Annotated in this window: 11 protein-coding genes and 2 tRNA genes; 4 read left to right on the plus strand and 9 right to left on the minus strand. The window is 60.0% G+C overall.

The features are described from left to right. Positions 1–38 precede the first annotated feature (38 nt). From AB4O36_RS23540 to rnr, 9 genes are all read right to left on the minus strand, one after another. Positions 39–3,314 carry a transglutaminase family protein gene (locus AB4O36_RS23540; RefSeq protein WP_460118571.1) on the minus strand — a complete coding sequence of 1,092 codons (3,276 nt, stop codon included), beginning with the start codon at positions 3,312–3,314 and terminating at the stop codon, positions 39–41. A 341-nt stretch (positions 3,315–3,655) separates the two neighbouring features. Continuing rightward, entirely contained in the window at positions 3,656–5,959 is a 2,304-nt protein-coding gene (locus tag AB4O36_RS23545) for a YgiQ family radical SAM protein (RefSeq protein ID WP_460118572.1), read from the minus strand. Between the two features lie 145 nt (positions 5,960–6,104). Next, positions 6,105–7,502: a replicative DNA helicase gene (dnaB, locus tag AB4O36_RS23550; protein WP_460118574.1), complete on the minus strand. Its 1,398-nt coding sequence runs from the start codon at positions 7,500–7,502 to the stop codon at positions 6,105–6,107. A gap of 132 nt (positions 7,503–7,634) precedes the next feature. Beyond that, entirely contained in the window at positions 7,635–8,081 is a 447-nt protein-coding gene (rplI, locus tag AB4O36_RS23555) for a 50S ribosomal protein L9 (RefSeq protein WP_007973276.1), read from the minus strand. A 19-nt stretch (positions 8,082–8,100) separates the two neighbouring features. Further along, positions 8,101–8,994, minus strand: coding sequence for a hypothetical protein (locus AB4O36_RS23560; RefSeq protein WP_460118575.1), 894 nt, complete (start codon positions 8,992–8,994; stop codon positions 8,101–8,103). 36 nt (positions 8,995–9,030) lie between these two features. Continuing rightward, the gene (gene rpsR / locus AB4O36_RS23565; RefSeq protein ID WP_002551829.1) at positions 9,031–9,261 is read right to left on the minus strand and encodes a 30S ribosomal protein S18; all 231 of its coding nucleotides are present in this window, start codon (positions 9,259–9,261) and stop codon (positions 9,031–9,033) included. 28 nt (positions 9,262–9,289) lie between these two features. Further along, positions 9,290–9,712 (minus strand): 30S ribosomal protein S6, encoded by a 423-nt coding sequence (gene rpsF / locus AB4O36_RS23570; protein ID WP_037015709.1) that lies wholly within the window; start codon positions 9,710–9,712, stop codon positions 9,290–9,292. A gap of 241 nt (positions 9,713–9,953) precedes the next feature. Then, positions 9,954–10,700: a 23S rRNA (guanosine(2251)-2'-O)-methyltransferase RlmB gene (gene rlmB, locus AB4O36_RS23575; protein ID WP_460118577.1), complete on the minus strand. Its 747-nt coding sequence runs from the start codon at positions 10,698–10,700 to the stop codon at positions 9,954–9,956. Beyond that, positions 10,697–13,297: a ribonuclease R gene (gene rnr / locus AB4O36_RS23580; RefSeq protein ID WP_460118579.1), complete on the minus strand. Its 2,601-nt coding sequence runs from the start codon at positions 13,295–13,297 to the stop codon at positions 10,697–10,699. Before rnr ends, rlmB begins: the two co-directional genes overlap by 4 nt. Before the next feature lie 227 nt (positions 13,298–13,524). Here rnr and AB4O36_RS23585 point away from each other — a divergent pair. The 4 genes from AB4O36_RS23585 to AB4O36_RS23600 all read left to right on the plus strand — a co-directional run bounded on the left by AB4O36_RS23585 (position 13,525) and on the right by AB4O36_RS23600 (position 16,749). Continuing rightward, positions 13,525–13,611 (plus strand) — tRNA-Leu (locus AB4O36_RS23585). A 166-nt stretch (positions 13,612–13,777) separates the two neighbouring features. Continuing rightward, a tRNA-Leu gene (locus AB4O36_RS23590) sits at positions 13,778–13,864 on the plus strand. Between the two features lie 309 nt (positions 13,865–14,173). Then, complete coding sequence (locus AB4O36_RS23595) at positions 14,174–15,184, plus strand: extracellular solute-binding protein (RefSeq protein ID WP_460140393.1); 1,011 nt, start codon at positions 14,174–14,176, stop codon at positions 15,182–15,184. Further along, a complete protein-coding gene (locus AB4O36_RS23600; RefSeq protein WP_460118583.1) occupies positions 15,184–16,749 on the plus strand; it encodes an ABC transporter permease in 1,566 nt (521 codons plus the stop codon). Before AB4O36_RS23595 ends, AB4O36_RS23600 begins: the two co-directional genes overlap by 1 nt. The last annotated feature ends 18 nt before the right edge of the window (positions 16,750–16,767 follow it).

The following is a 16,767-nucleotide window of genomic DNA, read 5'->3' on the forward strand; positions in this document are numbered from 1 at the left end:
CGCCCGGATAGACGAAAAATCCGAGCGTCGCGCAAGGCTCAGCAACGTCGTAAATCGAGTGTCATCGGCAGCTCGTCGTTGATTTCAGAAACGGGTATCGCCAGTTTTCCGGGACGGTGTCCGATGCGGAAGAAACGCGCCAACCGTCGACTCTCTGCTTCGTTGGCATTCACCGGAAGGCTCTCGTAGTTGCGTCCGCCCGGATGGGCCACGTGATACTGGCACCCACCCAGCGAACGCTCCATCCAGGTGTCGAGCAAGTCGAACACCAAGGGCGCGTGGACGGGAATCGTCGGTTGCAGGCAATTGGCGGGTTGCCAGGCACGGAAACGCACGCCTGCGACGAATTCGCCTACACGCCCGGTCGGTTGCAACGGCACCGGCACGCCATTGCACGTCAGTACGTAACGCTGTGGCGGCAGGCCACTGAGCTTGACCTGCAAGCGTTCCAGCGACGAATCCACATAACGCACGGTGCCGCCGGCGGTGCCCTCCTCGCCCAGCACATGCCAGGGTTCCAGTGCCTGGCGCAGTTCCAGTTCGATACCGCTGACCGCGTAGTCGCCTACCTTGGGAAAACGAAACTCCAGATGAGCGGCAAACCACTCAGCCCGTAGTGGATAACCCGCCGCATTGAGATCGACAATAACGTCGGCGAAGTCCTGCTCGATGAAGTGCGGCAACAGGAAGCGGTCGTGCAACTCAGTACCCCAGCGGGCCAGCTTCGGCGGCGCATAGGGCTCGCGCCAGAACCGTGCAACCAACGCGCGTAACAGCAACTGCTGGACCAGGCTCATGCGCGCATGGGGCGGCATCTCGAAAGCGCGCAACTCCAGCAGTCCAAGACGTCCCGTGGCGCCATCGGGTGAATAGAGCTTGTCGATACAGAATTCGGCGCGGTGGGTGTTGCCGGTCACATCGATCAGCAGGTTGCGCAACAGCCGGTCCACCAACCATGGCGGACATTGCTCACCGGGCTCCGGCATTTGCGCGAAGGCGATTTCCAGCTCGTACAACGCATCGTTGCGCGCTTCATCGACACGGGGCGCCTGGGACGTAGGGCCGATGAACAAACCCGAAAACAGATAGGACAATGACGGGTGGTTATGCCAGTAGCTGATCAGGCTGCGCAGCAGATCGGGCCGGCGCAGAAACGGTGAGTCGGCGGGGGTCGCACCGCCCAGTACGAAATGGTTACCGCCTCCGGTGCCGGTGTGTCGACCATCGATCATGAATTTTTCGCTGGTCAATCGGGTCAGCCGAGCCTGTTCGTACAGAAACTCGGTGCGTTCGACCAGTTCGTCCCAGGTGGCGGACGGCTGCACGTTCACCTCGATCACGCCAGGGTCGGGGGTGATGCGAAAGTTGCTCAACCGCGGATCGCTTGGCGGCTCATAACCTTCCAGTAACACCGGGCAATGCAGTTCCTCGGCCGTGGCCTCGATGGCGGTGACAAGTTCCAGATAATCCTCGACCCGCTCCAGCGGCGGCATGAACAGGTACAACCGCCCTTCCCGCGCCTCGGCACAGAATGCGATGCGCGTCAGCCAGGCCGCGGACTCGTCAATCAGCGGCGCCCGGTCATCCGCAACCGATGCCGTGTCAGGGCTTTGCAGTTGCGCTGTGTCGGGCAGAGACGGGAAATCCTGATTCGGATCCTGAGGATGGATGAACGGATACTCCGCTGCCTTGACCCAAGGCTGCGAAGCCAGCGGCAAGCGATAGCCCAGCGGCGAGTCCCCCGGCACCAGCCGGCAATGCTCGTCGCGCAGGTACCAGCGGCCACTCTGCCAGCGGTCGCCCCTGGCAGTGCGGGCAAGTGGCAGCACCTGGCCGATGACTTTATCCAGGCCCTGGCTGAAGACCTTACGCAGGCGTGCACGCTCCAGGGGGTCCTCCAACCGCGAGTCTTCGGCGGTGACGTTCTGCGGCAAGGCACCTTCGCGCCATAGGTAATAGAAATTGTCCTCGTAGGCGGGGAAGACAAAACGGGTCTCAATCTTCAATCGCTCGGCGACACTCGCCAGGAAACGTCTCGCCAGCTCCCCATCGGCGCCGTAGTCTTGCTGCTCATCGGCAATCAGCGCGCTGTTGTGCCAGATGGGCACGCCATCACGCCGCCAGTAGCTGTTGAGCGACCAGCGTGGCAGTTGCTCCCCGGGGTACCACTTGCCCTGGCCGAAATGCACCAGGCCCTTGGGTGAGTAATGTTTGCGCAGGCGCTGGAACAGTTCGGCGGACAGGCGGCGTTTGTCTGGTCCGAGCGCAGCGGTATTCCATTGCGCGCCGTCTGGATCGTCCAGGGAGACGAACGTCGGCTCACCGCCCATGGTCAGGCGCACATCGCCTGCCAGCAAGTCGGCATCGATCTGCCGCCCCAGCGCCTGGATCGCGAGCCACTGGTCATCGGTGTAAGGCTGGGTGACACGCGGCGCCTCCCAGATCCGCTCCACCGACATTTCGTGCGTAAACTCACATTCGCAGGGTTCGACCAAGCCACTGATGGGCGCCGCAGAGCCCGGATCCGGACTACAGGCCAACGGAATATGCCCTTCACCGGCGAACAACCCCGAAGTCGCGTCCAGGCCGATCCAGCCGGCGCCGGGCAAGTAGACTTCGCACCAGGCGTGCAGGTCGGTGAAGTCCACCTCGGTGCCCGACGGCCCATCCAGACTTTTCACATCGGCAGTCAGTTGAATCAGGTAGCCGGAGACGAAGCGCGCCGCCAGCCCGAGATTGCGCAGCAGTTGTACCAGCAGCCAGGCCGAATCACGGCAGGAACCCGACGCGTGCTCAAGGGTGTGCTCGGGAGTCTGAACCCCCGGTTCCATTCGGATCAGGTAGCCGATGTCTTCACTCAGGCGCTGATTGAGGGCGACGAGGAAATCCACGCTCGGCAACGGTGTGCGGTCGATGCCGTCCAGATAGTCCTTGAACATCGGTGTCAGGGGAAGGGTTTCCAGGTACGGTGCCAGCTCCTTGCGCTCGTCGGCGGCGTAGGCAAAAGGGATCTTTTCTGCATAGGGCTCGAGGAAGAAATCGAACGGATTGAACACCGCCATCTCCGCCACCAGATCGACTTCCACCCGCAGTTCGTCGGTTTTCTCCGGGAACACCAATCGGGCCAGGTAATTGCCCTGCGGGTCCTGCTGCCAGTTGATGAAGTGCTGCTCTGGGGAGACTTTCAGCGCATAAGACAAAATCCGCGTACGACTATGGGCGGCCGGGCGCAGGCGAACGATCTGCGGGCCGAGTTCGACGGCGCGGTCGTAGCGGTAATGCGTGACGTGGTGCAATGCGACATGAATCGACACGGCGTGCCTCCTGCGAGCCTTGGGCGTATGCGAAAGCGCGCAAGACTTATGCCACCCGGTGGCGCTGGCGCTTTCTCCCTTTACAGGAGGCAGTACAGCACCAAAATCGGGCAATGCAGGAAATGTGCGAGGAGCAATTGCACATAAATGTTGCCGTGGAGGGCGAGCGCAAATTTATCGGTGACTGGACCGGCCTCTTCGCGGGCAAGCCCGCTCCCACATTTGTTCCTTGTACACCTGTCCCCTGTGGGAGCGGGCTTGCCCGCGAAGAGGCCAGCAGCCATCACACAAAAAAAACGCCAACCCGAAGGCTGGCGTTTCTTGATCAGCTCACACAATCCTCAGCGCGGCACCACAGGCTTGCGCGCAGGCTTGGGGCCCTTGCCCTTGGCCGCGTCCTTGCGCTCCTTGGCCGCCTGCTGGTTGCGCGCGAACGCGGCAGCCTTGGCCTGCTCGCGCTTGTCCCAAGGATTGCCGCCATCGCTGGCACGTGGTGGCAGGCCATTGTGCTGGGTCAGGATCCTGGTGGTCTTTTCACCTGCTACCTTGTGGCTACCGGCCGGGGTCGAGTTCTTGCGACGGGCGCTCTGGTAACTGTCGGTCGACGGCTGGTGCAGCGGAATGAGTTGGTTCTTGCCCGGCCCGATCAGATCGGCGCGCCCCATTCGCGTCAGCGCTTCGCGCAGCATCGGCCAGCCCTTCGGATCGTGATAACGCAAGAATGCCTTGTGCAGACGACGCTGTTCTTCGCTCTTGACGATGGTGACGCCATCGCTCTTGTAGGTCACCTTGCGCAGTGGGTTCTTGCCCGAGTGGTACATCGCCGTGGCGCTGGCCATCGGTGACGGGTAGAACGCCTGCACCTGATCGGCACGGAAGCCATTGCCCTTGAGCCACAGGGCCAGGTTCATCATGTCTTCGTCGGTGGTGCCGGGGTGCGCCGCAATGAAGTACGGGATCAGGTACTGTTCCTTGCCCGCTTCCTTGGTGTACTTCTCGAACATGCGCTTGAACCGGTCATAGGTGCCGATACCCGGTTTCATCATCTGGTTGAGCGGACCTTCCTCGGTATGTTCCGGGGCGATCTTCAGGTAACCACCCACGTGGTGGGTCACCAGCTCCTTGACATACTCCGGCGACTCGACTGCCAGGTCATAACGCAGACCCGATGCGATCAGGATCTTTTTCACCCCCGGCAGGGCACGAGCACTGCGATAAAGCTGGATCAGCGACGAGTGATCGGTGTTCAGGTTCGGACAGATGCCAGGGAACACGCACGACGGCTTGCGGCAGGCGGATTCGATTTCCGGGCTCTTGCAGGCGATGCGATACATGTTCGCGGTCGGGCCGCCGAGGTCGGAAATGACGCCGGTAAAACCTGGCACCTTGTCGCGGATCTCTTCGATCTCGCGAATGATCGACTCTTCGGAACGGTTCTGAATGATCCGACCTTCGTGTTCGGTGATCGAGCAGAAGGTGCAGCCGCCAAAGCAGCCACGCATGATGTTCACCGAGAAACGGATCATGTCGTAGGCCGGGATTTTGTCCTTGCCATACGCTGGGTGGGGAACGCGTGCGTACGGCATGCCGAACACGTAGTCCATTTCTTCGGTGGTCATCGGAATGGGCGGCGGGTTGAACCAGACATCGACTTCGCCATGCTTCTGCACCAGTGCACGGGCGTTGCCCGGGTTGGTTTCCAGGTGCAGCACACGGTTGGCGTGGGCATACAGCACCGCGTCGTTACGCACCTTTTCCACGGATGGCAGGCGGATCACGGTCTTGTCGCGGGTCATTTTCGGACTGGCAAGGATTTGTACGACCTTGGCTTCCTGCGGGTCTTCAACCTGCCCCTTCTCCTGCTCGATGGCGCAGGCCTGGGTGTCCTGGGTATTCACGTACGGGTTGATGATCTTGTCGATCTTGCCCGGACGGTCGATGCGCGTGGAATCGACTTCGTACCAGTCTTTGGGCGTGTCGCGACGGATGAACGCGGTGCCGCGCACGTCGGTGATCTCTTCGATCTTGTGGCCGTAGGACAGGCGCTGAGCGACTTCGACAATGGCCCGTTCGGCGTTGCCGTAGAGCAGGATGTCGGCGCAGGCATCGATCAGGATCGAGTTGCGCACCCGGTCCTGCCAATAGTCGTAGTGGGCGATGCGGCGCAGGGACGCTTCGATACCACCGAGGACGATTGGCACGTGGTTATAAGCTTCCTTGCAGCGCTGGCTGTAAACCAGGCTTGCACGGTCCGGACGTTTGCCCGCCATGCCACCAGGGGTGTAGGCGTCGTCGGAGCGGATTTTCTTGTCGGCTGTGTAGCGGTTGATCATCGAGTCCATGTTGCCGGCCGCGACGCCGAAAAACAGATTCGGCTCGCCCAGCTTCATGAAGTCGTCTTTGGACTGCCAGTTTGGTTGGGCAATGATACCGACGCGAAAGCCCTGGGCCTCCAGCAGCCGGCCGATGATCGCCATGCCGAATGACGGATGGTCAACGTACGCATCACCTGTGACGATGATGATGTCGCAGGAATCCCAGCCAAGCTGATCCATCTCCTCCCTGCTCATCGGCAGGAATGGCGCTGGACCGAAACATTCGGCCCAGTACTTGGGATAGTCAAATAACGGCTTGGCTGTTTGCATGACGATGACCGGTGTTGGCTTGCATGGAATTTCGCGGCCGCGGAATATAGCACAAATTTTGACCAATTCCGACGGATTCGGTCGGAAATTGTGGTGACCCTATCGCGACGGTGCGACGATTGGGCCAGGTCAGGCGATGAAGATCTTACTCATCATCATCGAAGTTGTAGCTACCCGGCGCCAGGTTCTCAAAGCGCGTGTATTTACCGATGAACGCCAGCCGGATAAACCCGATCGGACCGTTCCGCTGCTTGCCGATGATGATCTCGGCAATGCCCTTGTGCTCGGTTTCCGGGTGATACACCTCGTCGCGGTACACGAACATGATGACGTCGGCGTCCTGCTCGATCGCTCCGGATTCACGCAAGTCGGAGTTCACCGGACGCTTGTTCGGCCGTTGCTCCAGGGAGCGGTTGAGCTGGGACAGGGCCACCACCGGGCAGTTGAATTCCTTGGCCAGGGCTTTCAGGGACCGGGAAATCTCGGAAATCTCGTTGGTCCGGTTGTCGCCGCTGGAGCCCGGGATCTGCATGAGTTGCAGGTAGTCGATCATGATCAGGCCGACTTCACCGTGCTCGCGCACCAGGCGACGGGTACGGGCGCGCATTTCCGAGGGGCTGATACCCGCCGTATCGTCGATGAACAGCTTACGGTCGTTGAGCAGATTGACTGCCGAAGTCAGGCGCGGCCAGTCATCGTCTTCCAGTTGGCCGGAACGCACCTTGGTCTGGTCGATGCGCCCGAGCGAGGACAGCATACGCATGATCAGCGATTCACCTGGCATCTCGAGGGAGTACACCAGCACCGCCTTCTCGCTGCGCAGTACCGCGTTTTCAACCAGGTTCATCGCGAAGGTGGTCTTACCCATCGACGGACGGCCGGCAACGATGATCAGGTCGGCGGGCTGCAGGCCACTGGTTTTTTCGTCGAGGTCGGTGTAGCCGGTGGACAGGCCGGTGATCCCTTCACCCGTGTTGAACAAGGTGTCGATGCGGTCGATGGCCTTGGTCAGCAATTCGTTGACGCCCACCGGACCACTGGTCTTTGGACGAGCCTCGGCGATCTGGAAGATCTGCCGTTCGGCTTCATCGAGAATTTCCTCGGCAGTACGCCCTTCCGGGTTGAAGGCGGCGTCAGCGATGTCATTACTGATGCCGATCAGTTGGCGCAAGGTCGCGCGCTGGCGGACGATCTGTGCGTAGGCCTTGATGTTGGCGACCGACGGCGTGTTTTTTGCCAGCTCTCCCAGGTAACCGAGGCCGCCGACCTGGGAAGTTTGCCCTTCCTTGTCCAACTGTTCGGCCAACGTGACGACATCGATCGGCATGTTCTGGTCGGCAAGCTTGGCAATCGCACGAAAAATCAGGCGGTGATCATGTCGATAGAAATCGCCGTCGGAGACTTGATCGAGCACACGTTCCCAGGCGTTGTTGTCCAGCATCAGACCACCGAGCACAGCCTGTTCGGCTTCGATGGAATGCGGCGGCACCTTTAGCGCGGCGGTTTGCAGATCGTATTGCTCAGGAGCGGAAATATCGTTCATGGTCACTTGGTTTTTTAGAAGCAGGGATTGAAAAACGGGAGTTCCCAGAAAGACAAAGGGCACGACCTGTAAACAGGATCGTGCCCGATGTTAACCGTCTGACGGGCAAGCCGCCAGCCGATCAGGTGTTGCTTAAGCTGCTACCACGACAACGCGTACGGTGGCTTCAACTTCAGCGTGCAGGTGCACGGCTACGTCGAATTCACCTACGTTGCGGATGGTGCCGTTCGGCAGACGAACTTCGCTCTTCTGCACTTCGACGCCGGAGGCGGTCAGTGCATCAGCGATGTCGTGGGTGCCGATCGAACCGAACAGCTTGCCTTCGTCACCGGCAGTGGCAGTGATGGTCACTTCCAGCTCAGCCAGTTGGGCGGCACGGCTTTCAGCCGATGCTTTACGGTCTGCTGCAGCTTTTTCCAGCTCAGCGCGACGCTCTTCGAACGCAGCCAGGTTGGCTGGGGTCGCAGCGGTAGCTTTGCCGTAAGGCAGCAGGTAGTTACGACCGTAACCAGCCTTAACGTTCACTTTGTCACCCAGGTTGCCCAGGTTGGTGACTTTTTCCAGAAGGATCAGTTGCATGTGGAAATCCTCTTAACTTTTAACCTTCACCGTTCGCGTTATCGGCGTCTTTCGGCGCCAGACGACCGCGAAAATCAATCAGGCTGTCGACGATGGCCAGGACCACCAGCAACGGATAGATCAGCTGCATGAACAGCAACAACGTGACGTACAACCCCACCAGCCAGAACCTGGCCAGTCGCTTTTGCGCCACCAGCCCGTGAATCAGGGCCAGCCCGGCGAACACCAGCGGTACACTGCACAACGGCGTCAACATGGCCATCTGCGGACCGATGTTCGGCCCCAGAAGCATGCACGCCAGCAGTAACATCGCCAGCCCCAGCGGGAATCGGATGGTGCGAAACTCGCGACCAAAACCACCCGGGTTATACAACAACGCCTGCCAGTAGCGCCCAACAAGCAGGCTCAGCACACTGACGATTTGCAACAAGGCCGCAATCAGGCCGGTCAGGACTGGTGCAATCAGCGACGCAAAATGCGCTTGCTCATCTACCGACAGCTTCTGGTAGACATCACCGAGTAGCGACGGCATGACCTTGATCAAGGCCTGCGCCAGCAACTCGATTTGGGGAGCAAAAACTGTCCCCAGCACCACTGCAAACACCACTCCCATCGCTATGCTGACCAGCAACACGCGGGTCCAGGATTCGCTTGCGCGCAAAACCAGCGCAAGACTCGAAGACCCCAACAGCACCAGAAGTGCCCGTGGGTCGTCGGAATACAGCCACCAGAGCAATGCCGGCAGCAGTCCCAGAGCAAGCACGCCAAGGGCGTCCTGCAATCCGCGCCGCAGGAGCACGAGACATCCAGCGGCAGCACCCAACCAATACAACAACGGCAATGCCGCGCATCCAGCCACTACGAGAGTGGCCTGCATACGGCCCCGCATGATGAACTCAGCCAAGGCACGCATGCATTCAATCCTTTGCTACGAGTCGACTACCCGGTCTCAGCGGCCGTGGCTGTCGGTGTAGGCCAGCAGGGCCAGGAAGCGGGCGCGCTTGATAGCGGTGGCCAGCTGACGCTGATAACGTGCTTTGGTACCGGTGATACGGCTTGGAACGATTTTGCCGGTCTCGGATACGTAAGCTTTCAGAGTGTTGAGATCTTTGTAATCGATCTCCTTCACGTCTTCAGCGGTGAAGCGGCAGAATTTACGACGACGGAAGAAACGTGCCATGTAATAGGCTCCTCAAAAGGTCCGTGGATTACTCGTCAGCGTTATCGCTGTTGTCGCTGTCATCACCATCAACGCCTTCGGCGTCGGAGTGCTCAGGACGGTCGCGACGCTCACGGCGCTCACTGCGGTTTTCTTCAGCCTTGAGCATCTCGGACTGGCCGGTAACGGCTTCGTCGCGACGGATGACCAGGTTACGGATCACTGCATCGTTGTAACGGAAGTTGTCTTCCAGCTCGGCCAGGGCCTTGCCAGTGCACTCAACGTTCAGCATCACGTAGTGAGCCTTGTGAACATTGTTGATTGCGTAGGCCAGTTGACGACGGCCCCAATCTTCCAGACGGTGGATTTTGCCGCCGTCTTCTTCGATCAGCTTGGTGTAACGCTCAACCATGCCGCCGACTTGCTCGCTTTGATCCGGGTGGACCAAAAAGATAATTTCGTAATGACGCATGAATGCTCCTTACGGGTTGTAGCCTGCCGCTCGAAGGCGGTCAGACAAGGAGTGAATGACACTTATGGACTTGCTTGCGGGAGACACATGCGTGCCTGCCGTCACAGCAAGGGGCGCAATTGTAGAGAAGGGAGGGGGGAGGCGCAAGGCAATTGGTGATTATTTGAACAATAGATGCAAGCTGCAAGCTACAAGCCTCAAGCAGATTGTCTGTTACTTGAGGCTTGCAGCTTAAAGCTCACTACTTGCGCGCAGCGCGCTGACGTTGCGCTTCGAACAGGCAGACCCCGGTCGCCACGGAGACGTTGAGGCTGCTGACGCTGCCGCTCATCGGCAAGTGCACCAGGTAATCGCACAGGTCGCGGGTCAGGCGACGCATGCCGCTGCCTTCAGCGCCCATGATAAGGATGGTCGGACCGGTCATGTCCTGCTGATACAGGCTCTGCTCGGCTTCACCCGCCGTACCCACGACCCACAAGCCACGCTGCTTGAGTTTTTCCAGGCTGCGCGCCAGGTTGGTCACGGCGACCAGTGGAATCACTTCCGCCGCCCCGCAGGCGACCTTGCGCACTGTCGGGGTCAGGGTAGCCGACTTGTCCTTGGGCACGATCACCGCCAGCGCACCGGCGGCATCGGCCGAACGCAGGCAAGCGCCCAGATTGTGCGGATCCGTCACACCGTCGAGCACTAACAGCAGCGGCGCACCGTCGGTACGATCGAGCAGTTCGTCGAGCATCGCTTCGCCCCAGACCTGGCTGGGACTCACTTCCGCCACCACGCCCTGATGCACGCCCTCAACCCAGGCATCCAGCTCGCGACGCTCGGCATTGCCGACCGGCACGCGGTTTTCGCCAGCGAGTGCAATCAGGTTTTGCAAGCGCGGCTCACTGCGGCCTTCGGCCAGCCAGATCTGCTTGACGCGCTTTGGGTGATGACGCAGCAACGCTTCTACGGCATGCACGCCGTAGATTTTTTCCAACTGACTCATGACTTCGCCTTCGGTTTACGCGCCCCGCCACTTTTGGCTGGAGCGGAACCCGCTTTTGGCGGGCCTTTACGGTGTTTGCTCGTTTTGCTCGCAGGCGCCTTGTCCGAGGTGGAACGCGAGGACTTGCCACCGCTTTTCGCTTCGGACAGCAACGCCTTTTTCATCTCGCGGCTTTTGCGCACCTCGGCGTTCTTCGCCGCGGCATCGCTCGAGCGGTAGGCCTCGGCAGGTTTTTCCTTGGCAGTGCGACGACCGGTTTTTGCCGCAGCCGGCTCAGACGCCTTGGTGGAAGCTGGCGCAGCCGTGTCGGCCCCGCGCTTCTTGCGACCGATCGGCGCGCTGATGGTTTTCTCAGCCATCTCGAAGTCGATCTTGCGCTCGTCGAGATCAACGCGCATCACGCGCACTTCGACCGTATCGCCCAGGCGGAAGCTGCGACCGGTGCGTTCACCCGCGAGGCGATGGTGCACAGGATCGAAGTGGTAGTAATCACCCGGCAACGCCGTGACATGCACCAAACCTTCGACGTAGATGTCGGTCAGTTCGACGAACAGGCCAAACCCGGTCACCGCAGTGATCACGCCCGGGAACGACTCGCCCACGCGGTCTTTCATGAACTCGCACTTGAGCCAGTTCACCACGTCACGAGTCGCTTCGTCGGCGCGACGCTCGTTCATCGAGCACTGTTCGCCCAGCTGCTCCAGCGCCGCCTCGTCGTAAGGGTAGATGCGAGCCTTGGGAATGCTCATCGCACCGGCCCGACGAACGTGCGGGGTGTTCTGCTTGGAGTGAATGACGCTACGGATCGCCCGATGCGTGAGCAGGTCCGGGTAGCGACGAATCGGCGAAGTGAAGTGGGTGTAGGCCTCGTAATTCAGGCCGAAGTGGCCCTGGTTATCGGAGGTGTACACCGCCTGGCTCAGCGAACGCAGCATCACGGTCTGGATCAGGTGGAAGTCCGGACGATCCTTGATGCCGGCCAGCAACGCCTGATAATCCTTGGGCGATGGACCGTCCTTGCCTTTGTGCAGGGACAGGCCCAACTCACCCAGGAAGGTACGCAGCTTTTCCAGGCGCTCAGGCGGCGGACCGTCGTGAACGCGGTACAGCGCAGGGATTTCGTGCTTCTGCAGGAATTCGGCGGTGGCCACGTTGGCGGCCAGCATGCATTCCTCGATCAGCTTGTGCGCGTCGTTGCGCACGGTCGGGCGAATTTCCGCGATCTTGCGCTCGGAACCGAAGATGATCCGGGTTTCCTGGGTTTCAAAATCGATCGCGCCACGCACATGGCGGGCAGCCAGCAACACCTTGTACAGCGCATAAAGCTGCTTGAGATGCGGCACGATATCGGTGTATTCACCACGCAGCTTGCGCGCCTCGGCGGCTTTGGGCGTTTCGAGCATGGCGCTGACCTTGTTGTAGGTCAGGCGTGCATGAGAGTGAATGACCGCTTCATAGAAGCAGTAATCGGTCATCTCACCGGTTTTCGAGATGGTCATCTCGCAAACCATGGCCAACCGGTCGACCATCGGGTTCAGCGAGCACAGGCCGTTGGACAACTGCTCGGGCAACATCGGAATCACGCGCTCGGGGAAGTACACCGAGTTACCGCGAACCTGGGCCTCGGCATCCAGCGCCGAACCGAGCTTCACGTAGCTGGAGACGTCGGCAATCGCCACGTACAGCTTCCAGCCACCGGAGAACAGGCGCAGCTTGCCCGGGCGGGCCTCGCAATACACCGCGTCATCGAAGTCGCGGGCATCTTCACCGTCGATGGTGACGAACGGCAGATGGCGCAGGTCGATGCGCTTCTCTTTATCCTTTTCTTCGACTTCCGGCTTGAGCTTGGCGGCTTCCTTGAGTACTGCATCGGGCCAGACGTGCGGAATATCGTAGGTGCGCAGAGCAATGTCGATCTCCATACCCGGCGCCATGTAGTTGCCCACGACTTCAATGACATCGCCCTGGGGCTGGAAGCGTGGCGTCGGCCAGTGGGTGATCTTCACTTCGACGAACTGACCGATGTCGGCGTTGGCGTTGCGACCCGGTGTCACCAGCACTTCCTGCTGGATCTTCGGATTGTCCGCCACCACGAAGCCGATACCGCCTTCTTCGAAGTAACGACCGACGATGGTTTCGTGAGCACGGGACACGACTTCGACGATCATGCCTTCACGACGACCGCGACGATCCAGGCCAGACACACGGGCCAATGCACGGTCACCATCGAACACCAGGCGCATTTGCGCGGGGCTCATGAACAAATCGTCACTGCCGTCGTCCGGCACCAGGAAGCCGAAACCATCGCGGTGACCGCTGATGCGACCCAGGATCAAGTCGAGCTTGTCCACCGGCGCATAAGTGCCACGACGGGTATAAATGAGTTGAGCATCGCGCTCCATCGCGCGCAGTCGCCGGCGCAGCGCTTCGATCTGGTCTTCGGTGACCAGGCCGAACTCTTCGACCAACTGCTCGCGGTTAGCAGGCGAACCTCGATCAGCAAGGTGCTGAAGGATCAGTTCGCGGCTAGGAATAGGGTTTTCATATTTTTCCGCTTCACGAGCGGCCTCGGGATCGAGGGACTGCCAATCGGCCATTAGAGAGTTTTCACCTTGTCTATATACGCGTTAGTTTGGCATAGGCGTAATGAAACGGGAAATTTCGGACTGCATCGACTCGCCTAAAGCCCCTTTATGGACACCGCAGAGCTGGTAAAAATGCCGTCGGTAACATTTTTCATGTTTTTTTGAAGGCAGGGGTTTACAGTTAAAAAGACGCTCCGTATAGTGCGCGCCATCGACGACGCACTAGCGCTGCCGATACTGCCCAGATGGTGAAATTGGTAGACACGCCAGCTTCAGGTGCTGGTGACCTTACGGTCGTGGAAGTTCGAGTCTTCTTCTGGGCACCAATTTCGAGCTTGAGATTAGATCAATTTCAAGGCTCCCACAAAAACCCGCGAAAGCGGGTTTTTGCATTCTAAGCATTTGATTTATTAAAACCAAATCAGGGGTTTACAGATCAAAAAGCTCTCCGTATAGTGCGCCACATCAACAGCGGCAACGCTCGCGATGAATGCCCAGATGGTGAAATTGGTAGACACGCCAGCTTCAGGTGCTGGTGACCTTACGGTCGTGGAAGTTCGAGTCTTCTTCTGGGCACCAATTTCAAATTCAGGATCACGATTCTGAATTTCACAAAAACCCGCGAAAGCGGGTTTTTGCGTTTCTGCCCCCCCCCTGAAATCCCATACCCCCTGTAGGAGCGAGCATGCTCGCGATGGTCGCCCAGACACCGTTGAGTGTCAGGCAGCCAGCGCAATCGTTGACGACCATCGCGAGCATGCTCGCTCCTACAGGTTTCAGCTCCAGATCCATACCAAAGGCAATACCAACCCGCAAGGCGCACATGAGAAACAATATCGTTTATCATTGTTGCAAGTTTTTGCAATGCGACAGTGAGGAACCCTGCGAATGATGTTTCGAAATACCCTGCGCCGCGGCCTGACCTTCACCCTGCTCGGCCTGGCACTCGCTACTCCCCTCACCCAGGCTGCCGACCCGGTTTCCCTGACCCTCTATAACGGCCAACACAAGGAAGTCGGCGACGCCGTCGCCAAGGCGTTCGAGGCCAAGACCGGGATTCACGTCAATGTGCGCAAGGGCAGCAGCAATCAGCTCGCCAGCCAGGTCGTCGAAGAAGGCGGTCGCTCTCCCGCCGACGTGATCTACACCGAAGAATCTCCCCCACTGAACAAACTCGGCGAGCAGGGCCTGCTGGCCCAGACCGACGCCGCCACCCTCGCCGTCCTGCCCAAAGACTACGTCGCAAGCAATGGGACCTGGATCGGCGTGACCGCGCGGGTTCGTGTGGTGGCCTTCAACCCTAAACTGATCGATGAAAAAGACCTGCCCAAGTCGGTAATGGAATTTTCCGACCCGAAATGGCAAGGCAAGGTTGGCTTCGTGCCTACCAGCGGCGCGTTCCAGGAACAGGCCGTCGCCATCATCAAGGTGCACGGCATGGACGCGGCCGAGGAATGGCTGACTGGGCTGCGCGCCTTCGGCAAGACGTACAGCAACAACATGGTCGCACTCAAGGCCGTGGAAAACGGTGACGTCGCCACTGTCCTGGTGAACAACTATTACTGGTTCGCCCTGCAGCGTGAAAAAGGCCAGCTTGATTCGAAACTGCATTATTTCACCGGCGGCGACGTCGGCGGGCTGATCACCGTTTCCAGCGCGGCCGTGCTGAAATCCAGCAAGCATCCCAAAGAAGCCCAGCAGTTGCTCGCCTACATGGCCAGCGAAGAAGGCCAGCGCGTGATCACCCAGACCACCGCCGAGTACCCGCTGCACAAAGGCATGGAGTCGGATCGCGGTCTCAAGCCCTTCAGCGAGCTGCAAGCCCCCAACGTCACGCCGGCCGACCTCGGCAACGCTGAAGAAGCCCTGGACCTGGAACGCGACGTTGGCTTGAACTGATGAGCGCATCGTTATCTGCCCCCGCCGCGCGCGGGGGTCATGTGCCACGACGCAAGCGGCCGTCGATCTGGTTGCTGCTGCCAGTGTTGTTGCTGGTGCTATTGAGCCTGTTGCCGCTGGTCTATGTCGGCCTGAAAACCTGGCAGGCCGGCTGGGCCGAGGCACTGCACCTGTTGTGGCGACCTTATGTGTTCGGCCTGTTGCGCAATACGCTGGCATTGATGGCGGGCGTGACGGTGGCCTGCGGCATCATCGGCCTTTCGCTGGCCTGGCTGCTGGAGCGCAGCAATTTGCCGGGACGGCGACTGTGGGGGGTGATCCTCTGCCTGCCGTTCGCCGTGCCGGCGTTTGTCAGCAGCTTTACCTGGGTTTCCCTGAGCGCGCATTTCGAAGGCCTGGGCGGCGCCATCCTGGTGATGACCCTGTCCAAATACCCACTGATCTTCCTGCCGGTAGCGGCCACGCTGCGTAATCTCGACCCATCCCTGGAAGAATCCGCGCGCACATTGGGTCAGAACCGCTGGGGCGTGTTCTTCAAGATCACCCTGCCGCTGCTATGGCCATCCCTGCTGGCCGGCTCGCTGCTCATCGCACTGCACATGCTTGTGGAGTTCGGCGCGCTGTCGATCATCGGCCTGCAAACCTTTACCACGGCGATCTATCAGCAGTTCGAGCTGGAGTTCAGCAATGCCAACGCGGCAATGCTGTCCGCAGTACTGCTGGCGCTGTGCCTGATGCTGTTGTGGCTCGAGCTACGGATGCGTGGTAAGGGCCGCCACGTGCGCACCGGCCAGGGTGCGGCACGACGTGCAGAGCAGGTTCGGCTTGGGCACTGGGCTGTCGCCGGGCAACTTTACTGCCTGGCGCTGGCGATCATCGGCAGCGGCATTCCCCTGGGCATGCTGGCGTATTGGTTGATGGTGGGTTCCTCGGCGGCGTTTCCCGTGGCCGCGATCACCGAGGCGCTCCTGTCGTCACTCGCGCTGTCTCTGGGCGGCGCCGCGCTGTGCCTGGTGCTGGCGGTGCCAGTGGGACTGCTGGTGGTGCGCCACAAGGGTCGACTGGCCATCTGGGCTGAGCGCCTGCCTTATCTGTTGCATGCGCTGCCGGGACTGGTGATTGCCCTGACCCTGGTGTATTTCGCCCTGCATTACGTGCCGGTGCTCTACCAGACCTCGGCATTGCTGCTGATTGCGTATGCTCTGCTGTTCCTGCCGCTGGCACAGGCGCCGATTCGCACGGCACTGAACAAGGCCGCGCCGCAACTGGAAGAAGCCGCCCGCACCTTGGGCGCATCATCGTTCAGCGCATTTTGTCGCATCACCTTGCCGATCATCTTCCCGGCACTAGGGGCGGCGTTTGCGCTGGTGTTCCTGGACGCGATGAAGGAATTGACGGCGACCCTGCTGCTAAGCCCCACGGGGCTCAACACTTTGGCAACAGAGGTTTGGGCGCACACGGCGAATGTGGAGTTTGCAGCGGCAGCGCCTTATGCGGCGCTGTTGATTGTGGTGTCGGGGTTGCCGGTTTATCTGTTGACGACGCGGATGTATCTGAACCGCTGATACTGCTATCGCGGGCAA

It is taken from the genome of Pseudomonas sp. S2_E01, assembly GCF_054668365.1.